Source organism: Streptomyces sp. NPDC044002 (assembly GCF_056434525.1).
In genome coordinates, this window is the sequence record NZ_JBWKEZ010000040.1 from 46057 (window position 1) to 66722 (window position 20666).

Annotated in this window: 19 protein-coding genes; all 19 read right to left on the reverse strand. The window is 70.5% G+C overall.

Annotated features, from left to right (window positions below; genetic code table 11):
* Nucleotides 1-96: 96 nt before the first annotated feature.
* On the reverse strand, nt 97-732 hold the full coding sequence (locus AC07A6_RS26610) for a response regulator transcription factor (protein WP_362469642.1): 636 nt from the start codon (nt 730-732) through the stop codon (nt 97-99).
* Nucleotides 729-1892 carry a sensor histidine kinase gene (locus AC07A6_RS26615; protein WP_386275643.1) on the reverse strand — a complete coding sequence of 388 codons (1164 nt, stop codon included), beginning with the start codon at nt 1890-1892 and terminating at the stop codon, nt 729-731. The genes AC07A6_RS26610 and AC07A6_RS26615 overlap by 4 nt, the downstream gene beginning before the upstream one ends.
* Nucleotides 1893-1896: 4 nt before the next feature.
* Nucleotides 1897-2661 carry an ABC transporter permease gene (locus AC07A6_RS26620; RefSeq protein WP_362469645.1) on the reverse strand — a complete coding sequence of 255 codons (765 nt, stop codon included), beginning with the start codon at nt 2659-2661 and terminating at the stop codon, nt 1897-1899.
* Entirely contained in the window at nt 2658-3617 is a 960-nt protein-coding gene (locus tag AC07A6_RS26625; protein WP_478778814.1) for an ABC transporter ATP-binding protein, read from the reverse strand. Before AC07A6_RS26625 ends, AC07A6_RS26620 begins: the two co-directional genes overlap by 4 nt.
* 171 nt (nt 3618-3788) lie before the next feature.
* Complete coding sequence (locus tag AC07A6_RS26630; protein ID WP_478778815.1) at nt 3789-5807, reverse strand: hypothetical protein; 2019 nt, start codon at nt 5805-5807, stop codon at nt 3789-3791.
* 205 nt (nt 5808-6012) lie between these two features.
* Entirely contained in the window at nt 6013-6396 is a 384-nt protein-coding gene (locus AC07A6_RS26635; protein ID WP_478778816.1) for a DUF6113 family protein, read from the reverse strand.
* Nucleotides 6393-7292 carry an N-acetyl-1-D-myo-inositol-2-amino-2-deoxy-alpha-D-glucopyranoside deacetylase gene (mshB, locus tag AC07A6_RS26640; protein WP_478778817.1) on the reverse strand — a complete coding sequence of 300 codons (900 nt, stop codon included), beginning with the start codon at nt 7290-7292 and terminating at the stop codon, nt 6393-6395. The genes AC07A6_RS26635 and mshB overlap by 4 nt, the downstream gene beginning before the upstream one ends.
* Before the next feature lie 22 nt (nt 7293-7314).
* Nucleotides 7315-7509 (reverse strand): hypothetical protein, encoded by a 195-nt coding sequence (locus AC07A6_RS26645; protein ID WP_007266329.1) that lies wholly within the window; start codon nt 7507-7509, stop codon nt 7315-7317.
* A gap of 367 nt (nt 7510-7876) precedes the next feature.
* The gene (locus AC07A6_RS26650) at nt 7877-8938 is read right to left on the reverse strand and encodes an ABC transporter ATP-binding protein (protein ID WP_478778818.1); all 1062 of its coding nucleotides are present in this window, start codon (nt 8936-8938) and stop codon (nt 7877-7879) included.
* Nucleotides 8931-9905, reverse strand: coding sequence for an ABC transporter ATP-binding protein (locus AC07A6_RS26655; RefSeq protein WP_478778819.1), 975 nt, complete (start codon nt 9903-9905; stop codon nt 8931-8933). Before AC07A6_RS26655 ends, AC07A6_RS26650 begins: the two co-directional genes overlap by 8 nt.
* A gap of 17 nt (nt 9906-9922) precedes the next feature.
* Entirely contained in the window at nt 9923-10963 is a 1041-nt protein-coding gene (locus AC07A6_RS26660; RefSeq protein ID WP_478778820.1) for an ABC transporter permease, read from the reverse strand.
* Entirely contained in the window at nt 10956-11879 is a 924-nt protein-coding gene (locus AC07A6_RS26665; RefSeq protein WP_362469665.1) for an ABC transporter permease, read from the reverse strand. The genes AC07A6_RS26660 and AC07A6_RS26665 overlap by 8 nt, the downstream gene beginning before the upstream one ends.
* A gap of 30 nt (nt 11880-11909) precedes the next feature.
* Nucleotides 11910-13541 (reverse strand): peptide ABC transporter substrate-binding protein, encoded by a 1632-nt coding sequence (locus AC07A6_RS26670; RefSeq protein WP_478778821.1) that lies wholly within the window; start codon nt 13539-13541, stop codon nt 11910-11912.
* Nucleotides 13542-13647: 106 nt separating this feature from the next.
* The gene (locus tag AC07A6_RS26675; RefSeq protein WP_478778822.1) at nt 13648-14592 is read right to left on the reverse strand and encodes a GNAT family N-acetyltransferase; all 945 of its coding nucleotides are present in this window, start codon (nt 14590-14592) and stop codon (nt 13648-13650) included.
* A 146-nt stretch (nt 14593-14738) separates the two neighbouring features.
* On the reverse strand, nt 14739-15788 hold the full coding sequence (locus AC07A6_RS26680; protein ID WP_478778823.1) for an ABC transporter ATP-binding protein: 1050 nt from the start codon (nt 15786-15788) through the stop codon (nt 14739-14741).
* Entirely contained in the window at nt 15781-16836 is a 1056-nt protein-coding gene (locus AC07A6_RS26685; RefSeq protein ID WP_427707677.1) for an ABC transporter ATP-binding protein, read from the reverse strand. The genes AC07A6_RS26680 and AC07A6_RS26685 overlap by 8 nt, the downstream gene beginning before the upstream one ends.
* A gap of 13 nt (nt 16837-16849) precedes the next feature.
* Nucleotides 16850-17809 (reverse strand): ABC transporter permease, encoded by a 960-nt coding sequence (locus tag AC07A6_RS26690; protein ID WP_478778824.1) that lies wholly within the window; start codon nt 17807-17809, stop codon nt 16850-16852.
* Nucleotides 17802-18749 (reverse strand): ABC transporter permease, encoded by a 948-nt coding sequence (locus AC07A6_RS26695; RefSeq protein ID WP_362469684.1) that lies wholly within the window; start codon nt 18747-18749, stop codon nt 17802-17804. The genes AC07A6_RS26690 and AC07A6_RS26695 overlap by 8 nt, the downstream gene beginning before the upstream one ends.
* 95 nt (nt 18750-18844) lie before the next feature.
* Nucleotides 18845-20467, reverse strand: a complete 1623-nt coding sequence (locus AC07A6_RS26700) for a peptide ABC transporter substrate-binding protein (protein WP_362469687.1) — start codon at nt 20465-20467, stop codon at nt 18845-18847.
* Between the last annotated feature and the right edge of the window lie 199 nt (nt 20468-20666).

Sequence of the window (20666 nt, forward strand, 5' to 3'; positions counted from 1 at the left end):
GGCGACGGGCGCGCAGCGCCCGTACCCGGGTCAGGGGCGGAGCCCCTGGGAACGGTGGAAGGGCGGGTAGGGGACCGCCCCGCGCAGCGGTACGCCCTACAGCCAGCCCTTTTCGCGGGCCACGCGCACCGCCTCCGCGCGGTTGCGGGCCGCGAGTTTCTGGATGGCCGTCGAGAGGTAGTTGCGGACCGTGCCCTGGGAGAGGCAGAGGCGTGACGCCAGTTCGGCGTTGGTCGCGCCGAACTCCGCCGCCCGCAGGACCTCCCGCTCGCGGTCCGTCAGGGGGTTCGCGCCCTCCGCGAGGGCCGCCGCCGCGAGGGTGGGGTCGATGACCCGCTCCCCCGCCAGGACCTTGCGCACAGCGTCGGCGAGCTGGGCGGCCGGGGCGTCCTTGACCAGGAAGGCCGAGGCGCCCGCCTCCATCGCGCGGCGGAGGTAGCCGGGGCGGCCGAAGGTGGTCAGGACCACGATCTTGAGGGCGGGCACCGCGGACCGGAGCTGCGCGGCCGCCTCGATGCCCGTCATGCCCGGCATCTCGATGTCGAGGAGGGCCACGTTCACGTCGTGGGAGCGGGCCGCCGCGACCACCTCGTCGCCTCGGGCGACCTGGGCCAGGACTTCGATGTCGGGTTCCAGTCCGAGGAGGGCCGCGAGGGCCTCCCGGACCATCGACTGGTCCTCGGCCAGGAGGATCCGGATGGGGGCGGCGGGGGCGGCGCCGGTTTCGCTCATGAGCCGGATCCTAGGGGGACCCGCGCCACCAGCCGGAAGCCGGTCTTGCCCGCCGGGCCGGCCGACAGGGTGCCGCCGACCGCTTCCAGGCGTTCCGTCAGGCCGGTCAGGCCGTTGCCGGGGGCGGCGGGGCCGCCCGTGCCGTCGTCGGTGACGGTCAGTTCGACGACCGGGCCCGCGAGGGTCTGGCGGGTGGTGAGGGTGACGGTGCAGCGCCGGGCCCCGCTGTGCCGGACCACGTTCGTCACGGCCTCGCGCAGGGACCACGCCAGCGCGGACTCCGTCTCCTCCGGCAGCTCGGCGTCCTCGGGGCCGGCCGGCAGGTCCGCCGCCACGCCCGCCGCCGCCAGCGCCGTGCGCGCGCCCGCGAGTTCGCCCGGCAGCGTCGGCCTCCGGTAGCCGCTCACGGCCTCCCGTACGTCGACCAGCGCCTGCCGGCTGACCCGCTCGATGTCCGCGACCTGCTGGGCGGCCCGCTCCGGGTGCTCGGGCAGCATCCGGCCCGCCAGCTCGCTCTTGAGCGTGATCAGCGACAGCGAGTGGCCCAGCAGGTCGTGCAGGTCGCGGGCCATCCGCAGGCGCTCCTCGTTGGCGGCGAGCTCGGCGACCGTGGCCCGGGCCTGGCGCAGCTCTATCGTGGTCCGGATCATCGCCCGGACCCCGACCATGGCGAACCCGCCCATCAGCGCCGGGACCACCAGCCCGGCCAGGTACTGGGTGCCGCCCGGGACCGCGAGGGCGACCGCCGTCAGCAGCGCGGTCGCGCCGGGGACGGTCCAGCGGGACACCTCGCCCGGCAGGGCGGCGCCGGAGGAGATGGACACGTACACGAAGAGCACGAGCCACTCGCGGCCCAGGGTCAGCGACAGCACGGTGGCCTGCGTGGCGAGCACCGCCAGGGAGACCAGCACCCTGGGCACCGGCATCATCCTGACGGTGCGGAAGACCAGCACCAGGTACCAGCAGGTGAAGGCCAGCAGGCCCAGGCCGCCGAGCAGCCGGGCCCCGGTGCTGTGTCCGCCGCTGATCAGGTCGGTGACGGGGGCGCTGAGGTAGAAGAGCCAGATCCCGATCCACAGGCTCTTCACCACCTTGTGGGTGGTGGTCTCCGGTGCCTGGCCGATGCGGTGCAGACCGTCGGCTTCCTGCGTCAGCGCCACTGTCTCAGGCCTTCAGTGAGTCCTTGCGGTACAGCCAGGCGGCCGCACCGGTGAACAGTACGAAGTACACGGCGAGGATCGCCACGTCCTTGGCGTGCGGCGCGCCCCCGAGCTCGATGGCCTGGCCGAGGCCGGTGTAGGCGCGGGTCGGCAGCCACTCGCAGATGTTCCTGAGCCACTGCGGGAAGTTCGCGGTGGGCATCCACAGGCCGCCGAGGATCGCCAGGGCGAAGTAGACCAGCATCGTGATGGGGCGGACGTTGTCCGCGCTGGCGAGGTAGCCGATGGCGACGCCCAGCGCGGCGAAGACGAGGCTGCCGGCCCAGATCGAGCCGGTGAGGGCGAGCCACTGCCAGGCCTCGAAGCGTACGCCCTTGGTCCCGGCGGCGACGGCGAAGACGACCAGGATGGACGGCAGGGACAGGACTCCGGCGCTGGCGGTCTTGGCGAGGACGTAGCCGTGTCCGGGCAGGGCCGTCAGCCGCAGCTGGCGCACCCAGCCCTTCTCCCGCTCCTTGGCGATGCGTTCGCTGTTGCCGACGAGCACGGCGGTCAGGGCGCCGAAGGAGGCCATGGCGACCATGTAGAAGGCGGGCATGGTCAGTTCGGTGCCCATGACCTTCGTCGTGCCGTCCAGGGTGCCGCCGAGCATCAGGAAGAGGGCGGCCGGGTAGAGGACGGTGAAGAACAGGTACTTCTTGTTGCGCAGGGCCCGGGTGATCTCCAGCTTGACCAGCCGCAGGGTGCCGGTGCCGGTGGTGTTCGTCATCGGGTGGCCTCCTCGGCCTCGGTGAGGGCGATGAAGGCCTGTTCCAGGCCGAGGCCGGCGACCTCCAGGTTGCGGGGGCGCAGGCCGAGCGCGTACACGGCGTGCACGGTGGCGTCGGCGTCGCGCGACTGGAGGCGTACGGAGCGGCCGGTGAGGTCGAAGGCCGTCAGGCCGGGCAGGGCGCGCAGCGCCTGTTCGTCGACCGGTCCGTCGAGGTCGAAGGCGACCTTGCGGGCGCCGGCCTTGGCCTTGATCTCGGCGGCGGTGCCGTCGGCGAGCAGCCGGCCCTTGTTGAGGACGAGGACGCGGTCGGCGATCGCGTCCGCCTCCTCCAGGTAGTGGGTGGCGAACAGGACCGTGCGGCCCTGGGCGGCCTGCTCCCGCATGGTGGCCCAGAAGGCCTGGCGGGAGGTGACGTCCATGCCTGTGGTGGGCTCGTCGAGGACGATCAGGTCGTTGTGTCCGGCGGTGGCGAGGGCGAACCGCACGCGCTGCTCCTGGCCGCCGGAGAGCTTGTTGACGAGCCGGCCGGCGATCTCCTCGATCCCGGCCCGGCTGAGCACCTCGTCGACGGGGTGCGGGCGCGGGTGCAGGGCGCAGCCGAGGGTGACGAGCTCGCGCACGGTCACCTCCTCCATGAGGCCGCCGCTCTGGAGCATGGCGCCGACCCGGCCGGCGGCGATGGCCTCGCGGGGGGTGGTGCCGAAGAGGCTGACGGTGCCGGAGTCGGCGGGGCGCAGGCCGAGGAGGAGGTCGAGGGTGGAGGACTTGCCGGCGCCGTTGGGGCCGAGGAGCGCGACGGTCTCGCCCGGGTGGAGTTCGAGGGAGAGGCCGTCGACGGCCCGGACCTTGCCGTAGCTCTTGGTCACGTTCCGGAAGGACACCACGGTTGCGGTGTCGCCGGATCCGCCTGCGGGGCCCGGAGCGGCGGGGTGTGCCGCGGTCGTCGTCGTCATGTACCGAGGTTCGCCCGTACGGGGGTGGGCGCGGCAGTGTCGCGGGTCGTGACTCCCGCATGACGGATGTCATGCGCTTCGGGTGACATGCCTGGTGGGGCGGGGTTCCGGATGCGGCGATGCCCCTTCCCGGGGGCCGGGGAGGGGCATCGTGGCGCGGTCGCGGGCCGGTCAGTTCGCGTTGGTGTCGATCGTGACGGTCCGTTCGGCGGGGGTCTTGCCGATGAGGGCCTTGCCGAGGGCGCCCGCGACGTCCTGCGGGGTGACGGGGGTCTTGGCGCCGGTGCCCCGGGTGATCAGGACCCCGTCGAAGGCGTTCCCGTAGGTGGCCTTGAGGGCTTCCAGGTCGTACTTCTCGACGAGGCGTCCGTCCACGGCCGTCATGCTGAGGATCTTCGGCAGGGACTTGGGGCCGAACGGGATGGACTTGGTGCCCGCCTTGACGGTCGCCACGCCGGACATCGCGGGCTCCGCGAACTCCTTCATGGCGCGGTCCAGTTCGGTCTGGGTGACCGTGGGCTCCTTCTTGGCGACGGGGAGTTGGACGGTCGGGGCCTTGCCGTTGGCGACGAGCTCGCGGAAGGCCTTGGTGACCTTGTCGACGGAGGCGTCGACGTCGAGGCCCTCACCGGCCTTGCCGGGCACGGCGACGGCCTTGCCGGTGTCGAACTTGATGGTGCTCTCGGAGGCCGAGCCGGCGGCGCCGGACAGTTCCTGGAGGGAGACCCGCAGCTTCTCCTCGTCGACCGGCATGACGGCGGTGGCCGTGCGCTCGACACCGAAGAGGGAGCCGATGACGGTGACGGGGTTGTAGTCGCTGCCCGTGGCGTTGCGGACGGTGGTCTGGCTGTCGAGGGTCAGGCCGGCCTTCTCGGGCTTCAGCTCGACCTGCTTGCCGCCGACGCTGAGCTGGAGCGGGGCGGCGGCGCGCTTGCCGAAGGCGGTCTGGAGCTTGGCGACGGCGTCGTCGCGGCTGCCGCTGATGTCGACGCCGAGGACGGTGGTGCCCTTGGGGACGTCGGAGTGGTTCATGAGCAGGCCCGCGCCGTAGGCCACGCCGGCGAGGACGACGATGCCGCCGCCGAGCAGGACCAGCTTGGAGCGGCCCTTCTTCTTGGCGGGCTTGCCGGCCGGGGCGGCCTTGCCGGACTTGCCGGCGGGGGCGGGCGGCGGCGTCATCTGCCGCGGCGGCTTCGGGCCCGGCGGCGGGACGGCCGGTCCGGGGGCGGGCACGGGCGCGGGGGCCGGGGTGTCGAAGGCCTCGGGGCCCGGCCAGCTCGGGGGCACCTCGGCGCCGACGGGTACGGTGCCCAGCGCGGGTCCGCCCGTCGGCCCGGCGGGCTCCGGGAAGGCGGGGAAGGGCTCGGTGACGGGCCCGTTGTCGTACCCGGCGTACCCCTGGGGCGCGCCGACTCCGGGTCCGCCGACGGCGGGGGCCGGTGCGAAACCGGCGCCGGTGCCGTGCGCGGCCGGGGGCTGCGGGCGTCCGGGCTCGGCCGGGGGCGCGAAGCCGGCGCCGGTGCCGGGCATGCCGGTGCCGGGCACGCCGGAGCCGTAGCTCGCGCCGGGGCCGGGCACTCCGGGCACTCCGGGCGCTCCGGGGCCGCCGGGGCCACCAGGGCCGCCGACGGGCACGCCGGCCGGGGGCGTGGCGGTGGGCGGGGGCGTCGCGGCGGGCGGCGGCGTCACCGCCTTGCGCGGGGCGAACCAGCCGCCGGCCGGCGCCTCGGCGGGCGCGGGGGCCGGCTCGGGCGCGGGCGCGGCCGGCGCGGGGGCCGGGGCCGGTGCCGCGGGGAGCGCGGGCGCCGAGGCCGCGGGCCGGGCCGGCGCGGGGCGCCGCTCGGGCGTGCGCGGGGCCGTGTCCGAGGCCGGGCCGGCGGCGGCCGGGGACGCGTCCTGGGCGCCGTCCTTGACGGGCTTGCGCACGACCACGGGCGGGATCGGCCGGGATCCGGGGATGTTGATCCGGATCCGGGTCGTCAGGTGGGTCTCGGTCTTCGGCCCGTCGGTGTCGGTGTCGGGCGTGGACGGCTTCGAGGTCACAGGGTTCTCCTCCGGGACGGTCGCGGCGCCGGGACCGGGTGGCACGGACGGATACTGGCCGGTTCCATACGGCGGCGTACCCGAGGGGTAGGCGGCTCCACCGTGCCCTGGGGGCCCGGGGGACGAACTGTCGGTTTCACGACTCAAGGCAGGTTCTCCCGGTTGGCTCCGCCGCCCGTCATTCCGTGCTCGGGCAGCTCGGCGGCCCGTCCACCATACTGGCCGCCGCCCGGGCACAACTGTCGGCCAGGAATCCCAGGTTCCTCTTCTGCTTCCGCGCGCCCCCGGGCGAGGGCCCGTCAAACCCCCGCAACCCGTCCCCGATCGGCGGATGCGGGAGTTCAGCGGCCTGTCATCCGCGGGATTCCGAGGCCGAAACGGGACCTTGCGCGGGGCCGCGCATCGTGGCGCAGATCACAGCGGCCGCACTTCCCCCCAAAAGGTATGCGTACATGCCGATTCCGGAGGAACCGAGCAGGAAGTCCCCTTCGGGGCGGGGGACACCGAGGAGGACGTAGGACAGGAACCAGCCGGCCGCCGGGGCGCCCACTCCGAGGCCCCCGCCGACCGTCAGCCGGCCCGCGAGGAACAGCCCGAGGAGGGCCAGCAGCGCGAGCAGCAGCCCGGCCGGGAACCACAGGTCGACCACGAGCCAGCCGGCCGTGCCGGTCAGGACGCCGAGGACGAGCAGGCCGAGGAGGGCGGCGATCCGCCCGGGGGTCAGCGCGGTGGTCACGCCTCCACCCCCGCGAAGAGGTCCCGTTCGCGCTCGCCGGCCGGGGCTCCGGAGCGGCCCGCGGCCAACTCGTAGTACTCCCGGGCGAACAGGGGCTGGCCCAGGTCGTTGGAGAGGGCGAAGAAGGGGCCGTCCACAGCGATCTGGGTGACGTGCGCGCGCATGGCGGCCGCCTTCGCCGCCACCAGCACGGTGGCGTCGCCCTCGTCGCCGATCTCGGCGGTGATCCGCTCGTCGGGGACCACCCCCGGCACGTCGTCCGGGGTCGCGAGGCCCGGGAAGGAGGAGCCGGCCGCGCGCAGCCGCTCGAAGCCCTCCTCGACCACCGAGGCCGGCACGCGGTTCCAGTAGAGCTTCGCCACGGCGTGCGGGGCGCCGAGCTCGGGGCGGAACGCGGCGTCGGCGGCCAGCTCCGCGCCGCGCGTGGCGACCCGGTGGGCCTGGATGTGGTCGGGGTGGCCGTAGCCGCCGTCGGGATCGTAGGTGACCAGGACCTGCGGGCGCAGCTCCCGGACCACTTCCACGAGGTACCCGGCGGCCTCGTCCAGGTCGGCCGACCAGAAGGAGCCGGGGCGGGCGTTCTGCGGTGCGCCCATCATCCCGGAGTCCCGGAAGCGGCCGGCGCCGCCGAGGAAGCGGTGGTCGGCGACGCCGAGTTCCTTCATGGCGGCGGCGAGCTCGCCGACGCGGAAGGGACCGAGGGCGTCGTCGCGGTCCGGCGCCAGGTGGGCCAGCTCGGCGGGGATGACCTCGCCCTCCTCGCCGAGGGTGCAGGTCACCAGCGCGACGTGGGCACCCTCGGCCGCGTACTTGGCCATGGTGACGCCGTTGTTGATCGACTCGTCGTCCGGGTGCGCGTGCACGAGGAGCAGACGACGGGCGGGAAGACCGTTCATGGGTCCACCCTACGAGCAGGACCTACAGCTTGAGGCCACTGATCATGCTCGCCACGTTGGAGGTGAGCTGGCTGAGGGTGGGCGCGACCGTGGAACTCGCGAGGTAGAACCCGAGCAGTACGCAGACGAACGCGTGCCCCGCCTTCAGACCCGACTTCCGGACCAGAAGGAAGACGACGATCGCCAGCAGCACCACAGCCGAGATCGAGAGTGCCACGGCGTTTCACCTCCACGTCGAGCGGACATCGGTATGCGTACTCTTGCTCGGCGAATTCATACCCACCGTGCGCTACGGATCATAACTATCCGTACCAGCGCATCGATCGAATTCCGGCAGCACGAGGGGCGCATGCCGCGCACGGCCGGGGGCACACGAAGACCGGCCGGGAGGGCTCCACGCCCTCCCGGCCGGCTGTCGGCACCCGCACGGCCGCCCACGGCCAAGACTGCATGCCCCAGATCTCGGGGCAGAAACGGTCAAGTTGCCCCTGTGTTAAGCGTGTTGGGTCAAAGCCGGCCCGACCGGGCACCCGTACGCGGGGTGGCTTGAAATGATCGCTCACCAGGGCGTCCGAAACCGTTCGCTACTCCTTCGTCAGGGGGGTCGGCGGGGGCGGGAGTTCGCCCGGGGGCGGGACCACCTGCTTCTCGGCCGCGAAGTGGCAGGCCGAGGGGTGGGCGGCCGGGCCCGGCGGGAGGGTCTGCGGGACGGCCAGCAGGGGGACCTCCGTCGCACAGCGGGATTCGGCCTTCCAGCAGCGGGTGCGGAAGCGGCAGCCCGACGGCGGGTTGGCCGGAGAGGGTACGTCGCCGGTGAGGATGAACCGATCCCGGTGGGCGCGGGCCCCGGGGTCGGGCACGGGAACGGCGGAGAGCAGGGCCTGGGTGTAGGGGTGGGTGGGGTGGTCGTAGATCTGGGTGTCCGTCCCGATCTCGACGACGCGGCCCAGGTACATGACCCCGACCCGGTCGGAGATGTGCCGGACGATGGACAGGTCGTGCGCGATGAACACGTACGAGAGGCCCAGCTCGCCCTGGAGCCGCTCCAGCAGGTTGACCACCTGGGCCTGGACGGAGACGTCCAGCGCGGAGACGGGCTCGTCCGCGACGATGACCTCGGGCTTGAGGGCGAGGCCTCGGGCGATGCCGATGCGCTGGCGCTGGCCGCCGGAGAACTGGTGCGGGTACCGGTTGATGTACTCCGGGTTCAGGCCGACCACGTCCAGGAGCTCCTGGACCCTGCGGCGCCGGTCGCCCTTCGGGGCCACCTCGGGGTGGATCTCGTACGGCTCGCCGATGATGTCGCCGACCGTCATGCGCGGGTTCAGCGAGGTGTACGGGTCCTGGAACACCATCTGGATGTTGCGGCGCACCGCCTTCAGGGCGCGGCCCGAGAGCCGGGTGATGTCCTCGCCCTTGTACGAGATCGCGCCGGCCGTGGGGCGTTCGAGGTTGACCAGCATCCGGGCGACGGTGGACTTCCCGCAGCCGGACTCGCCGACGATGCCGAGGGTCTCCCCCGCCGCGAGGGAGAAGGAGACCCCGTCGACGGCCTTGACCGCGCCGACCTGCTTCTTGAAGAGGATGCCCCGGGTCAGCGGGTAGTGCTTGACGAGGTCGCGGACCTCCAGGATGGACTCAGGCACCGAGGCACTCCTTCCAGAAGAAGCAGGCGCTGGCCCGGTCCGGGCCGACGTCGGCCAGCGGCGGGACCTCGGCGCGGCAGGCGGCCCGGGCCATCGGGCAGCGCGGGTTGAAGGCGCAGCCGGGCGGGATGGCCAGCAGGTTCGGCGGCAGGCCCTTGATGGCGTAGAGCTCCTGCCCCTTCTGGTCCAGGCGCGGGATCGAGTCGAGCAGGCCACGGGTGTAGGGGTGGGCCGGCGACGCGTAGATCTCGCGCACGGGGGCGGCCTCGACGATCCGGCCCGCGTACATGACGGCGATCTTGTCGGCGACGTCGGCGACGACGCCGAGGTCGTGGGTGATCAGGATGAGGCCCATGTTGAGCTCGCGCTGGAGCTCGGCGAGCAGGTCCATGACCTGGGCCTGGACGGTGACGTCGAGGGCGGTGGTGGGCTCGTCGGCGATGATCAGGGAGGGTTCCAGGGCCAGCGCCATGGCGATCATGATGCGCTGGCGCATGCCGCCGGAGAACTGGTGCGGGTAGTCCCCCACCCGCTGTTTCGCGGCGGGGATCTTCACCCGGTCCATCAGCTCCACGGCCCTGGCCCGGGATTCCTTGCGGGACATCCCCCGGTGGACCTCGAACATCTCGCCGAGCTGGGCGCCGACGCTGAGCACGGGGTTGAGGGAGGACAGCGCGTCCTGGAAGATCATCGCCATGTCGGCGCCGCGGATCCTGCGGCGCTCCTCCTCCTTCGCCTTCAGGAGGTCCCGGCCCTTGAAGAGGATCTCGCCGCCCGCGATCCGGCCCGGCGGGACGTCGAGGATCCCCATCACGGCCTGGGCCGTCACCGACTTGCCGGAGCCGGACTCGCCGAGCACGGCGAGGGTCTCGCCCTCGTCCACCGAGTAGTTCACCCCGTTGACGGCCTTGGCGACCCCGTCCCGGGTGACGAACTCGACGTGCAGGTCCCGGACTTCGAGCAGCATCTGGCGGCTCACACTCCTCAGCGCAGCTTGGGGTCGAGGGCGTCGCGCACCGCGTCGCCGAGCATGATGAACGCGAGCACGGTCACGCTCAGGGCGCCCGCCGGCCAGAGCAGCATGTGCGGGGCGTTGCGGATCTGGGTGGCGGCGTTGGAGATGTCGATGCCCCAGGAGACCGTGGGCGGGCGCAGGCCCACGCCGAGGAACGACAGGGTGGCTTCGAGGGAGATGTAGGTGCCCAGAGCGATGGTGGCGACGACGATGACGGGTGCGACGGCGTTGGGGGCCACGTGGCGCAGCAGCATGCGCCCGTTGCCGGCGCCGAGGGCGCGGGCGGCCTGGACGTAGTCGTTCTGCTTGGCGGTGATCACCGAGCCGCGGGCGATGCGGGCGAGCTGGGGCCAGCCGAGCAGCACGATGAAGCCGACGACGGGCCACACGGTGGTGCTGGTGACCACGGACAGGAAGACCAGGCCGCCGAGGACGACGGGGATCCCGAAGAAGATGTCGGCGACGCGGGAGAGCAGGGAGTCGCCCCAGCCGCCGAAGAAGCCGGCGAGTCCGCCGAGTACGGAGCCGAGCAGGGCGGCGCCGACGGTGGCGCAGATGCCGACGGTGATGGAGGCGCGGGCGCCGTAGACGGTGCGGGTGTAGACGTCACAGCCCTGGGTGTCGTAGCCGAAGGGGTGGCCGGGGGCGGAGCCCTGCTGCGATTTGGACAGGTCGCACTGGAGGGGGTCGCCGCTCGCGATGAGCTGGGGCCAGACGGAGATGACGACGAGGAAGAGGATGATCAGCGCCGAGACGATGAAGACGGGGTTGCGGCGCAGCTGGTGCCAGGCGTCGGACCAGAGGGAGCGGGCCTTCTCCCGGGGGCCCGCGCCCGTGGCCGCTCCGGCCGGGCCGGACTCCTTGGCGACGGCGACGCCTTCCACGCTCTCGGCCTCCTGGAGGGCCAGGTCCATGGCCCCGCCCTGGCCGGTGGGTGACATCGCCTCGCCGGGGCGGGGGCCCACCGGGTCGTAGCCGCCGGGTCCTTCGGGGCGCTCGGGCTCAGGCATAACGGATCCTCGGGTCCAGGACCGCGTAGAGCAGGTCGACGAGCAGGTTCGCCACCAGGAAGACGATGACGAGGATGGTGACGAAGCCGACCACCGTGGGCGAGTTGTTGCGCAGGATGCCCTGGTAGAGCTGGTAGCCGACGCCGTGGATGTTGAAGATCCGCTCGGTGATGATGGCGCCGCCCATCAGGGCGCCGATGTCGGTGCCGATGAAGGTGACCACCGGGATCAGGGAGTTGCGCAGCAGGTGGCGGGTGATGATCCTGCGCCGCGGCAGGCCCTTGGCGACGGCGGTGCGGACGTAGTCGGCCTTGACGTTCTCGGCGATGGAGGTCCGCGAGAGCCGGGTGACGTAGGCGAGGGAGACCAGGGCGAGGACGAGGCCGGGCAGGATCAGCTCGTCGAGGGAGGCGTTCGCGGAGACGGTGGGGCGTACCCAGCCCCATTTGACGCCGAGGACGAACTGGATCACGTATCCGGTGACGAAGGTGGGCACCGAGATGACGACGAGGGTGAGCACCAGCAGGCTGGTGTCGATGGCCTTGCCCCGGCGCAGCCCGCTGACCACGCCGAGGGTGATGCCGATGACGATCTCGAAGAAGATCGCGACCAGGGTCAGGCGCAGGGTGACGGGGAAGGCCGTGGCCATCAGCTGGGTGACCGGCTGGCCGTTGAAGGCGGTGCCGAAGTCGCCCTTGAAGATCTGCCCCATGTAGTGGACGTACTGCTCCCACAGGGGGCGGTCGAGGTAGAGGTCCTTGCGGATCCGGGCGGCCGTGGCGGGGTCGGGGGCCTTGTCGCCGAAGAGGGCCGCGACCGGGTCGCCGAGTGCGTAGACCATGATGAAGATCAGGAAGGTGCTGCCGATGAACACGGGGATCATCTGGAGCAGCCGCCGGATCACGTAACGTCCCATGACTGCTCCAGGATCGATCCGTCGGAGGGGTCAGCTGACCTTGATCTCGTTGTAGACCGGGACGCTGAACTGGTTCAGGGCGACGTCGGAGATCCGCTCGGAGTGGCCGGCGCTGCCGTTCTGGTACCAGAGGGGGATGGCCGGCATCTGCTCGGCGAGGATCTTCTCGGCGTCCTGGAAGGAGGCGGTGGCCTTGGCGGCGTCGGTCTCCTGGTTGGCCTGGTCGACGAGCTTGTCGAAGTCCGGGCTGCTGAACTTGCCGTAGTTGGAGGAGGCTCCGGTGTAGTACAGCGGCTGGAGGAAGTTCTGGATCAGCGGGTAGTCGGCCTGCCAGCCGGAGCGGAAGGGGCCGGTGAGCTTGTAGGCGCTCTGCTGGTTGCGGAAGTCCGCGAAGGTGCCGACCGGGTTGACCGTGCAGACCGGGCCCTCGCCGAGGGCGTTGTTGACGCTGTTGCAGACGGCGTCCATCCAGTCGCGGTGCGAGCCGGTGTCCACGTTCGAGGTGAGGGTCATCTTGCCGCCGGGCAGGCCGCCGCCCTCCTGGATGAGCGCCTTCGCCGCCTTCGGGTCGTACTTGCAGGCGTCGCCGCAGAGGGTGGAGTTGAAGCCGCCCTTGTCGCCGAGGGCCGGGGAGGTCCAGTCCTTGGCGGGGGTGCGGGTCTCGCGGAAGATCTGCTGGGTGATCTCGTCGCGGTTGATGGCCATCGAGATGCCCCGGCGGACCTTCTCCATGCCCTCCTTGCCCCACTGGGGGTCGTACAGGGGGAAGGTGAGGGTCTGGATGATGAGGGCCGGCTGGTTGATGTAGCGGTCGCCGAGGTCGTTCTTGACGTTCTTCAGCTGCTGGGCGGGGACGTCGTCGACGAGGTCGAGGTTGCCGGAGATCAGGTCCGTGTAGGCGGTGTTGTTGTCGGTGTAGACCTTGAGGTCGACGCCGCCGTTCTGCGCCTTGTCCTCGCCGGGGTAGCCCTCCCACTTGCGCAGCTTCATGCCGGTGCCCTTGGTGTACGAGTCCACCGTGTACGGGCCGTTGCCGACGGGCTTGTCGAGCCAGGCGGAGTGGTCGGTGAAGAAGGCCTTGGGCAGGGGGGAGAAGGCCTGGTAGCCGAGGGTCTCGGGCCAGGTGGAGAACTTGGACTTGAGGGCGACGGTGAAGGTCTTCGGGTCCTTGACGACCAGGCCGGACATGGTCTTGGCCTTGGGGTCCCCGGAGGCGGGGTGCAGGTCGGCGTAGCCCACGATGTCGGCGAAGAAGGGCGCGTTGTTCTGCTTGTTGCGGACGTCCGCCGCGTAGTTCCAGGCGTCGACGAAGGACTGCGCGGTGACCGGCTCGTCGTTGCTGAACTTCCAGCCGTCCTTCAGGGTGACCGTGAAGTTCTGGCCGTCGGTGGTCTCGATCTTCTCGGCGACCATGTTCTTGGCCTCGCCGGTCTTGGCGTCGTAGCGCTTGAGGCCCCGGAAGAGCATGTCGAGGACCTTGCCGCCCTGCACCTCGTTGGTGTTGGCGGGCTCCAGCGGGTTCTGCGGGTCACCCCAGGAGGAGCTGACGATCCCGGCCGCGCCACCGCCCCCGCCGCTGTCGGGCTGGCCGCCGCAGGCCGTCGCCGCGAGGGCGACGGCCACCGCACATGCGGCCCACTTGGCGTGGGTGGCTCCGCGCATGGACTGCCTCCTAGAGGTACCAGGACTCACTTAGGGGCAATGTCACCTCATGTCGGGTCCTGTGCACTCCCGGTTGGCCCTTTTACACCCTCGCGTCCCCCGGCTGTCACCCCTGGGGGTGCAATGCGAGCTCCCAGGTGTCGACGGCGTAGTGCAGGGCCATGCCGTGCGCCTCGTACAGGGCGAGGGCGCCGGTCTCGTTGAGGGTGTCCACGCCGAGGCCCAGCGTGTCGCGGCCGCGGGCGGCGTAGGCGGCGAAGGCGTGCCGCAGCAGGTGGGAGCCGAAGCCGTAGCCGCGCAGGTCCGCGCGTACGCCGAGGTGGCTGATCCAGCCCATGCTGGTGCGGTCGTCGCGGGTGACGAGGACGGCGACGTCCCCCTTGCCGGGCAGGCTCGCGATCCACACGAGCGACCAGTCGAGGGCGCGGCCGTCGATGTGGTCGAGCCAGGCCTCGTACGGTCGGTGCGCGTGCCCGAAGTGGGCGGCGAAGGTCTCCTCCACCAGGGCGTGGGCGCGGCGGCGGTCGGCCTCGTCGGCGGCGCAGTCGCGCAGGGCGAGGCCGCCGAGCGGGGCGGGCGGCAGGTCGGCGGCGGGCGAGAGCCGGCGGGTCATCACCTGGTAGCGGCGCACGCTGCGGTAGCCGCGTCCGGTGAGGAGGGTGAGGTCGAGGGTGGGCCGGACGTTGAGCTGGATCCGCAGCCGCGCGCCGGGGCCGGCGCCGGAGGCCATCTCGCGGGCCCGGTCCTCCATCCGCCGCAGCAGCGCGAGGGCGGCCCGGCCGTGGCCGGGCAGGACGTAGTGGTCGCCGTCGACGCGGCCGGGGCCGGAGTCGGCCCACACGAGGGCGTAGGAGACGAGCCGGCCGTCCTGGAAGGCGAGCCAGGTGTCGGCGGCGAGGTCCACGTCGGGGTGGTTGAGGTCGGCCTCGACGGTGCCCAGGTCGGTCTCGGGTCTGCCGATCTCGATGACGTCGACGGCGTTGAGCAGTGCGCAGATGTCCCGCGCGTCCCCGGGCCCGGCCGGGCGGACGGTCAGCGTCTCGGTGGTCATCCGTCCACTGTCGGCGGCCGCGGGGTGCGGCCGCAACGGACTTTGGACCCCTGGGGCGGGCAGGCCGGGGAAACGCCGAGGGCGCCCGGGACGGAGCTGGTGCTCCGGCCGCGGGCGCCCTGGGACGCGTACGCCGTACGGGGAGGTCAGGCGGCGCCGACCACGTTCCGCTCCTCGGCGAAGTGGCACGCCGACTCGTGCGCGGCCGGGGTGTCGGCACCCTGGAAGCGCGTCGGGATCGCCAGCAGCGGCTCCTCCGTGGAGCACTTCTCCTCGGCCTTCCAGCAGCGGGTGCGGAAGCGGCAGCCCGACGGCGGGTTGGCCGGGGAGGGGACGTCACCGGTGAGGATGATCCGCTCGCGGCCCTCGCGGGCCTCCGGGTCCGGCACCGGCACGGCGGAGAGCAGGGCCTGGGTGTACGGGTGGGTGGGGTGGTCGTAGATCTCGGCGTCGCTGCCGATCTCGGCCATCTTGCCCAGGTACATGACGCCCACGCGGTCCGAGATGTGCCGGACGATGGAGAGGTCGTGCGCGATGAAGACGTAGGAGAGGTTGAACTCGTCCTGGAGCTTCTCCATCAGGTTGATGACCTGCGCCTGCACCGACACGTCGAGCGCGGAGACCGGCTCGTCGCAGATGATGATCTCGGGCTGGAGCGCGAGGCCGCGGGCGATGCCGATGCGCTGGCGCTGGCCGCCGGAGAACTGGTGCGGGTACCGGTTGATGTACTCCGGGTTCAGACCCACGACGTCCAGGAGCTCCTGGACCTTGCGGCGCCGGTCGCCCTTGGGAGCCACCTCGGGGTGGATCTCGAAGGGCTCGCCGATGATGTCGCCGACCGTCATGCGCGGGTTCAGCGAGGTGTACGGGTCCTGGAACACCATCTGGATGTTGCGGCGGACCTCCTTGAGGGCCTTGCCGCTCAGCCGGGTGATGTCCTGGCCCTTGTAGAAGACCTCGCCGGAGGTGGCCTTCTCCAGGCTCATGAGGAGCTTGGCGACGGTGGACTTGCCACAGCCGGACTCACCGACGATGCCGAGGGTCTCGCCCTGGTACAGGTCGAAGGAGACCCCGTCGACGGCCTTGACCGCGCCGATCTGCTTCTTGAACAGGATGCCCTGGGTCAGCGGGAAGTGCTTGACCAGGTTGCGCACCTGAAGGATCGGCTCGCCCTTGGGCTTGGTGAGATCAGCCATGGATCTGCTCCTTCCAGAAGTGGCACGCGCTGCCGCGGCCCGGCAGCTCGGTGCCGTCCTGCTCGGTCACCTGGTGCAGGACGGGCACGTCGGTGCGGCAGATGTCCTGGGCCTTGGGGCAGCGCGGGTTGAAGGCGCAGCCCGTGGGGAGGTTGAGCAGGTTGGGCGGCAGGCCCTTGATCGCGTAGAGCTCCTGGCCCTTCTGGTCCAGGCGCGGGATCGAGTCGAGCAGGCCGCGGGTGTACGGGTGCGCCGGTCGGCTGTAGATCTCGTGGACCGGGGCGGTCTCGACGATCCGGCCGCCGTACATGACGGCGATCTTGTCCGCGACGTCGGCGACGACGCCGAGGTCGTGGGTGATCAGGATCAGACCCATGTTCATCTCGCGCTGGAGTTCCGCGAGCAGGTCCATGACCTGGGCCTGGACCGTCACGTCGAGGGCCGTGGTCGGCTCGTCGGCGATGATCAGGTCGGGCTCCAGGGCCATCGCCATGGCGATCATGATGCGCTGGCGCATACCGCCGGAGAACTGGTGCGGGTAGTCGCCCACGCGCGCCTTGGCGGCGGGGATCTTCACCCGGTCCATGAGCTCGACGGCCTTGGCCAGCGAGTCCTTCTTGGACATGCCGCGGTGGACGCGGAACATCTCGCCGAGCTGGGCGCCGACGGTGTGCACCGGGTTCAGCGAGGACAGGGCGTCCTGGAAGATCATGGCGATCTTCGAACCGCGGATCTTGCGGTACTCCTCGGCCGGGAGCTTCAGCAGGTCCTGCCCCTGGAAGAGGATCTCACCGGAGGGGATCTTGCCGGGCGGCATGTCGAGGATGCCCATGATGGCCTGCGCCGTCACGGACTTGCCGGAGCCGGACTCGCCGAGGACGGCGAGGGTCTCGCCGGCGTTCACCGAGTACGAGACGCCGTTCACGGCCTTGGCGACACCGTCGCGGGTGTGGAACTCGACGTGCAGGTCGCGCACATCGAGGAGGGGGGTCCCCTCCGGCGCCGAGCGGGGCGCGGGGACGTTCGAGGTCTTGTCGATGGTGGTCAACGTACGCCCTTCCTCAGCGCAGCTTCGGGTCGAGGGCGTCGCGCACCGCGTCGCCGACCATGATGAACGCGAGCACGGTGACGCTCAGCGCAATGGACGGGAACAGCAGCACGTGCGGTGCCTGGAGCCAGCGGGCCGAGGCGTCGCTGACCATCAGGCCCCAGGAGATCTCCGGGGGCTGGACACCGATGCCGAGGTACGACAGGGCCGCCTCGGCGGAGATGTACACACCCAGGCTGATCGCGCCGACCACGATGACGGGGGCGACGGCGTTCGGCAGGATGTGGCGGATCGTGATGCGCATGGTCCCGGCGCCCAGGGCGCGGGCGGCCACGACGTAGTCGTTGTTCTTGTTCTGCAGCACCGAGGACCGCATGATGCGGAAGATCTGCGGCCAGCCGAGGACCGCGAGGACCAGCGAGACGGTCCAGGCGTTGCCGGGCATGGCGGACATGATCAGCATGCCGCCGAGCAGCAGCGGAATGGCGAAGAAGATCTCGGTGAAGCGGGACAGGACGCTGTCCACGAAGCCGCCGACCCAGCCGGCGATCAGGCCGAGGATGCCGCCGACCAGCAGGACGAGCGTGGTGGTGACGACGCCGACGATCACGGAGTTGCGGGCGGCCCACACGGTACGCGTGTAGACGTCGCAGCCCTGGATGTCGTAGCCGAACCAGTGGGACGCGCTCGGGGTCTTGAGCGAGTCCTCCAGCTTGCAGGCGCCGGCGTCGAACGGGCTGCCGTCGGTGAACAGCTGCGGGACGGCGGACACGATCAGCAGGAACACCACGAGCACTGCACCGATGATGAAGATCGGGTTGCGGCGCAGGTCGTCGATCGCGTCGGACCAGAGGCTGGCCTCGCGGTCCTTCTTCTTCTTGTCCTGGACCTTGCCGGCCTGCTTGCCCCCGGAGGTGGCCGCGGCCGTCTGGGTGTCGGTCATCGAGTCCTCCACCGTATTCGTGTCACGCATAGCGGATCCTCGGGTCGAGCACGGCGTACAGCAGGTCCACAAGGAGGTTGGCGACGAGGTAGATGAGGACCAGGAGGGTCACACCACCCACGACGACGGCACCCTGCTTGAGGTAGACGGACTGGGCGAGCAGGCCGCCGAGGCCGTGGATGTTGAAGATGCGCTCGGTGATGACCGCACCGCCCATGAGGGCACCGAGGTCGGCGCCGAGGAAGGTGACGATCGGGATCAGCGCGTTGCGCAGCGCGTGGTTGACCACGACGCGGCGGCGGGGCAGGCCCTTGGCGGTCGCGGTGCGGACGTAGTCCGCGCGCATGGTCTCCATCAGGCTGGTACGGGTGAGTCGGGCCACGTACGCGAGCGAGGTCGAGGCGAGCACCCAGGCCGGGAGGAGGTAGGCCTGGAGTCCGTCGTTCTCGTTGAAGGAGACGGAAAAGAGCTCGATGCCCCAGCTGTTCTTCAGCTGGACGCCGAGGGTCAGCTGGAGGACGAAACCGGTCACGAAGACGGGGATCGAGATGACCATCAGGGTGGAGATGAGGACCAGCTGGTCGAGGAACTTGCCGCGGCGCAGGGCGGCCATGATGCCGGCCGAGACGCCCACGATCGCCTCGATCACGAAGGCGAAGATGGCGAGGTTCACCGTGTACGGGAACGCCTCGCCGATCAGGTCGACGACCTTGCGCCCGGTGAGGGTCTCGCCGAGGTCGCCCTGGAACACACCGGTGATGTAGTTCCAGTACTGCAGCAGGAACGGGTCGTCCAGGTGGTACTTCTCGCGCAGCATGGCGGCGACGAGCGGGTCTGCCTTCTTCTCGCCGGCGAGGAGCTGAATCGGGTCAGCGCCGGGCATCGCGAAGGTGAGCAGGTAGATCAGGAACGTGGCGCCGATCAGCACAGGGATCGCCTGTATGAGTCGGCGGATGAGGTAGCGGCCCATCAGACCTCCAGCAAAGAACAGGGGGAAAGGGCGGGCAGACGGAAACCTGATTCCGTCTGCCCGCCCCCGCGAACTCCCCTAAGTGACGAGGGGTGTTAGTTGCGCTCGACGTTCGCCAGGTCCATCTGGCCCTGGGCGTCGACCTCGACGTTCTTCACGGACTTGGAGTAGGCCGCGGAGGACATGTACGTGAAGACCGGGATGTACGGAAGGTCCTTGATGATGATGTCATCGGCCTTCTGGTACAGCTTCAGACCCTCGGCGGCGTCGGTGGCCTTGTCGGCCTCCGCCATGACCTTCTCGAACTCGTCGTTGCGGTAGTGGCCGTAGTTGGAGCCCTGCTCGATCGCGACCTTCGAGAAGACCGGACGCAGGTAGTTCTCCGCCGCCGGGTAGTCCATCGACCACGCCATGCGGAAGGCGCCCTTGTACTTCGCCGCACCGAGGTCGTCCAGCATGTCACCGAACTTGGCGTACGGCTTGGCGGTGACCTCGATGCCGAGGTTCGCCTTCAGCTGGTTGGCGACGGCCTCGATCCACTCCTTGTGGCCGCCGTCGGCGTTGTAGCCGAGCTCGATCTTGTTGCCGGGAACACCGCCGGCCTTCTCGAAGAGCTCCTTGGCCTTGGTCGGGTTGTACTGGCCGACCTCGCCCAGCGCGCCCTTGCGGTAGCCCGGGATGATGGGGCTGATGAAGTCGTCGGCCGGCTTGCGGGTGCCGTTGAAGATGGTCTTCGTCAGCGTGTCCCGGTCGATGGCCATGGAGATGGCCTGTCGGATCTCCAGCTTGCCGAACGCCTCGGGGTTCGTCTCCAGCGGGAGGCCGATGTAGCCGACGGCCGACTCGGGCTTGTAGATGTAGCGGTCGCCGAACTCCTGGGAGACGGTGGCCATCGCCGAGATCGGGAGCTTGTCGACGATCTGGATGTTGTCGGCGCGCAGGTCGTTGTACGCCGTGTCCATGTTGTCGTAGATCTTGAAGGTGACGCCCGCGAGCTTCGCACGGCCCTCGGCCGGGTACTTGTCGAAGCGCTTGACCTTGATCTGCTTGTTGTGCTCCCAGTCACCGTCCATCTGGAACGGGCCGTTGCCGATCGGGTGCTCACCGAACTTCTTCGAGTCCATGGTCTCGAAGGCCTTCGGCAGCGGGAAGAAGGCGTTGTAGCCCAGCATGGTCTTGAACTGGGAGAAGGGCTCCTTCAGCGTGACGGTGAAGGTCTTCTCGTCAACGACCTTGAGGCCCTTGAGCTCCTTGGAGGTGGGCTTCTTGTCCTTGCCCGGCGCGAGCTCCTCGGAGCCCTCGATCTTGGCGAAGAACGGCATGGCCTCGGCCACGTTCTCCTGGTTGGCGCCCCAGTTCCAGGCGCGGACGAACGACTGCGCGTCGACCTTCTCGCCGTTGTGGAAGGTGAAGCCGTCCTTGACCTTGATGGTCCAGGTCTTCGAGTCCGTGCTCTCGATGGACTCGGCGACGTCGAGCTTCGGCTCGTTGGTCTTGATGTCGTACTTGACCAGACCGCTGAAGACCGCGTTCATGACCTCGGAGCCCTCGGACTCCGCGGTGTCCTGACCGATCAGGCGGTGCTGCGGCTCGCCGAGCACAACGGTGATGCTGCCGCCCTTGCCACCGGCGTCGTTGCTACCGGTGCTGCAGGCCGTCGCGGCCATGGCCACGATCACGGCACCCGCGACCCACTTGGCGCTCGTTGCTCCGCGCATGGGTATTTGCCTCCTCAGGAGTCACTGTCGATTCGTGAAGGACCCGGTTCCCGCTGACACCCCTGACAGCGAAATCCGGTCCCATCGTGTGTGCTCGTGAGTCGACGCTCCCCACAGCGTGTGACCCATTGACCCGAGCTCAATGGAGCCAATCCTCAGGGACCGCCAGGCCGTAAACCACACTTAAGTGGTCTCGTTT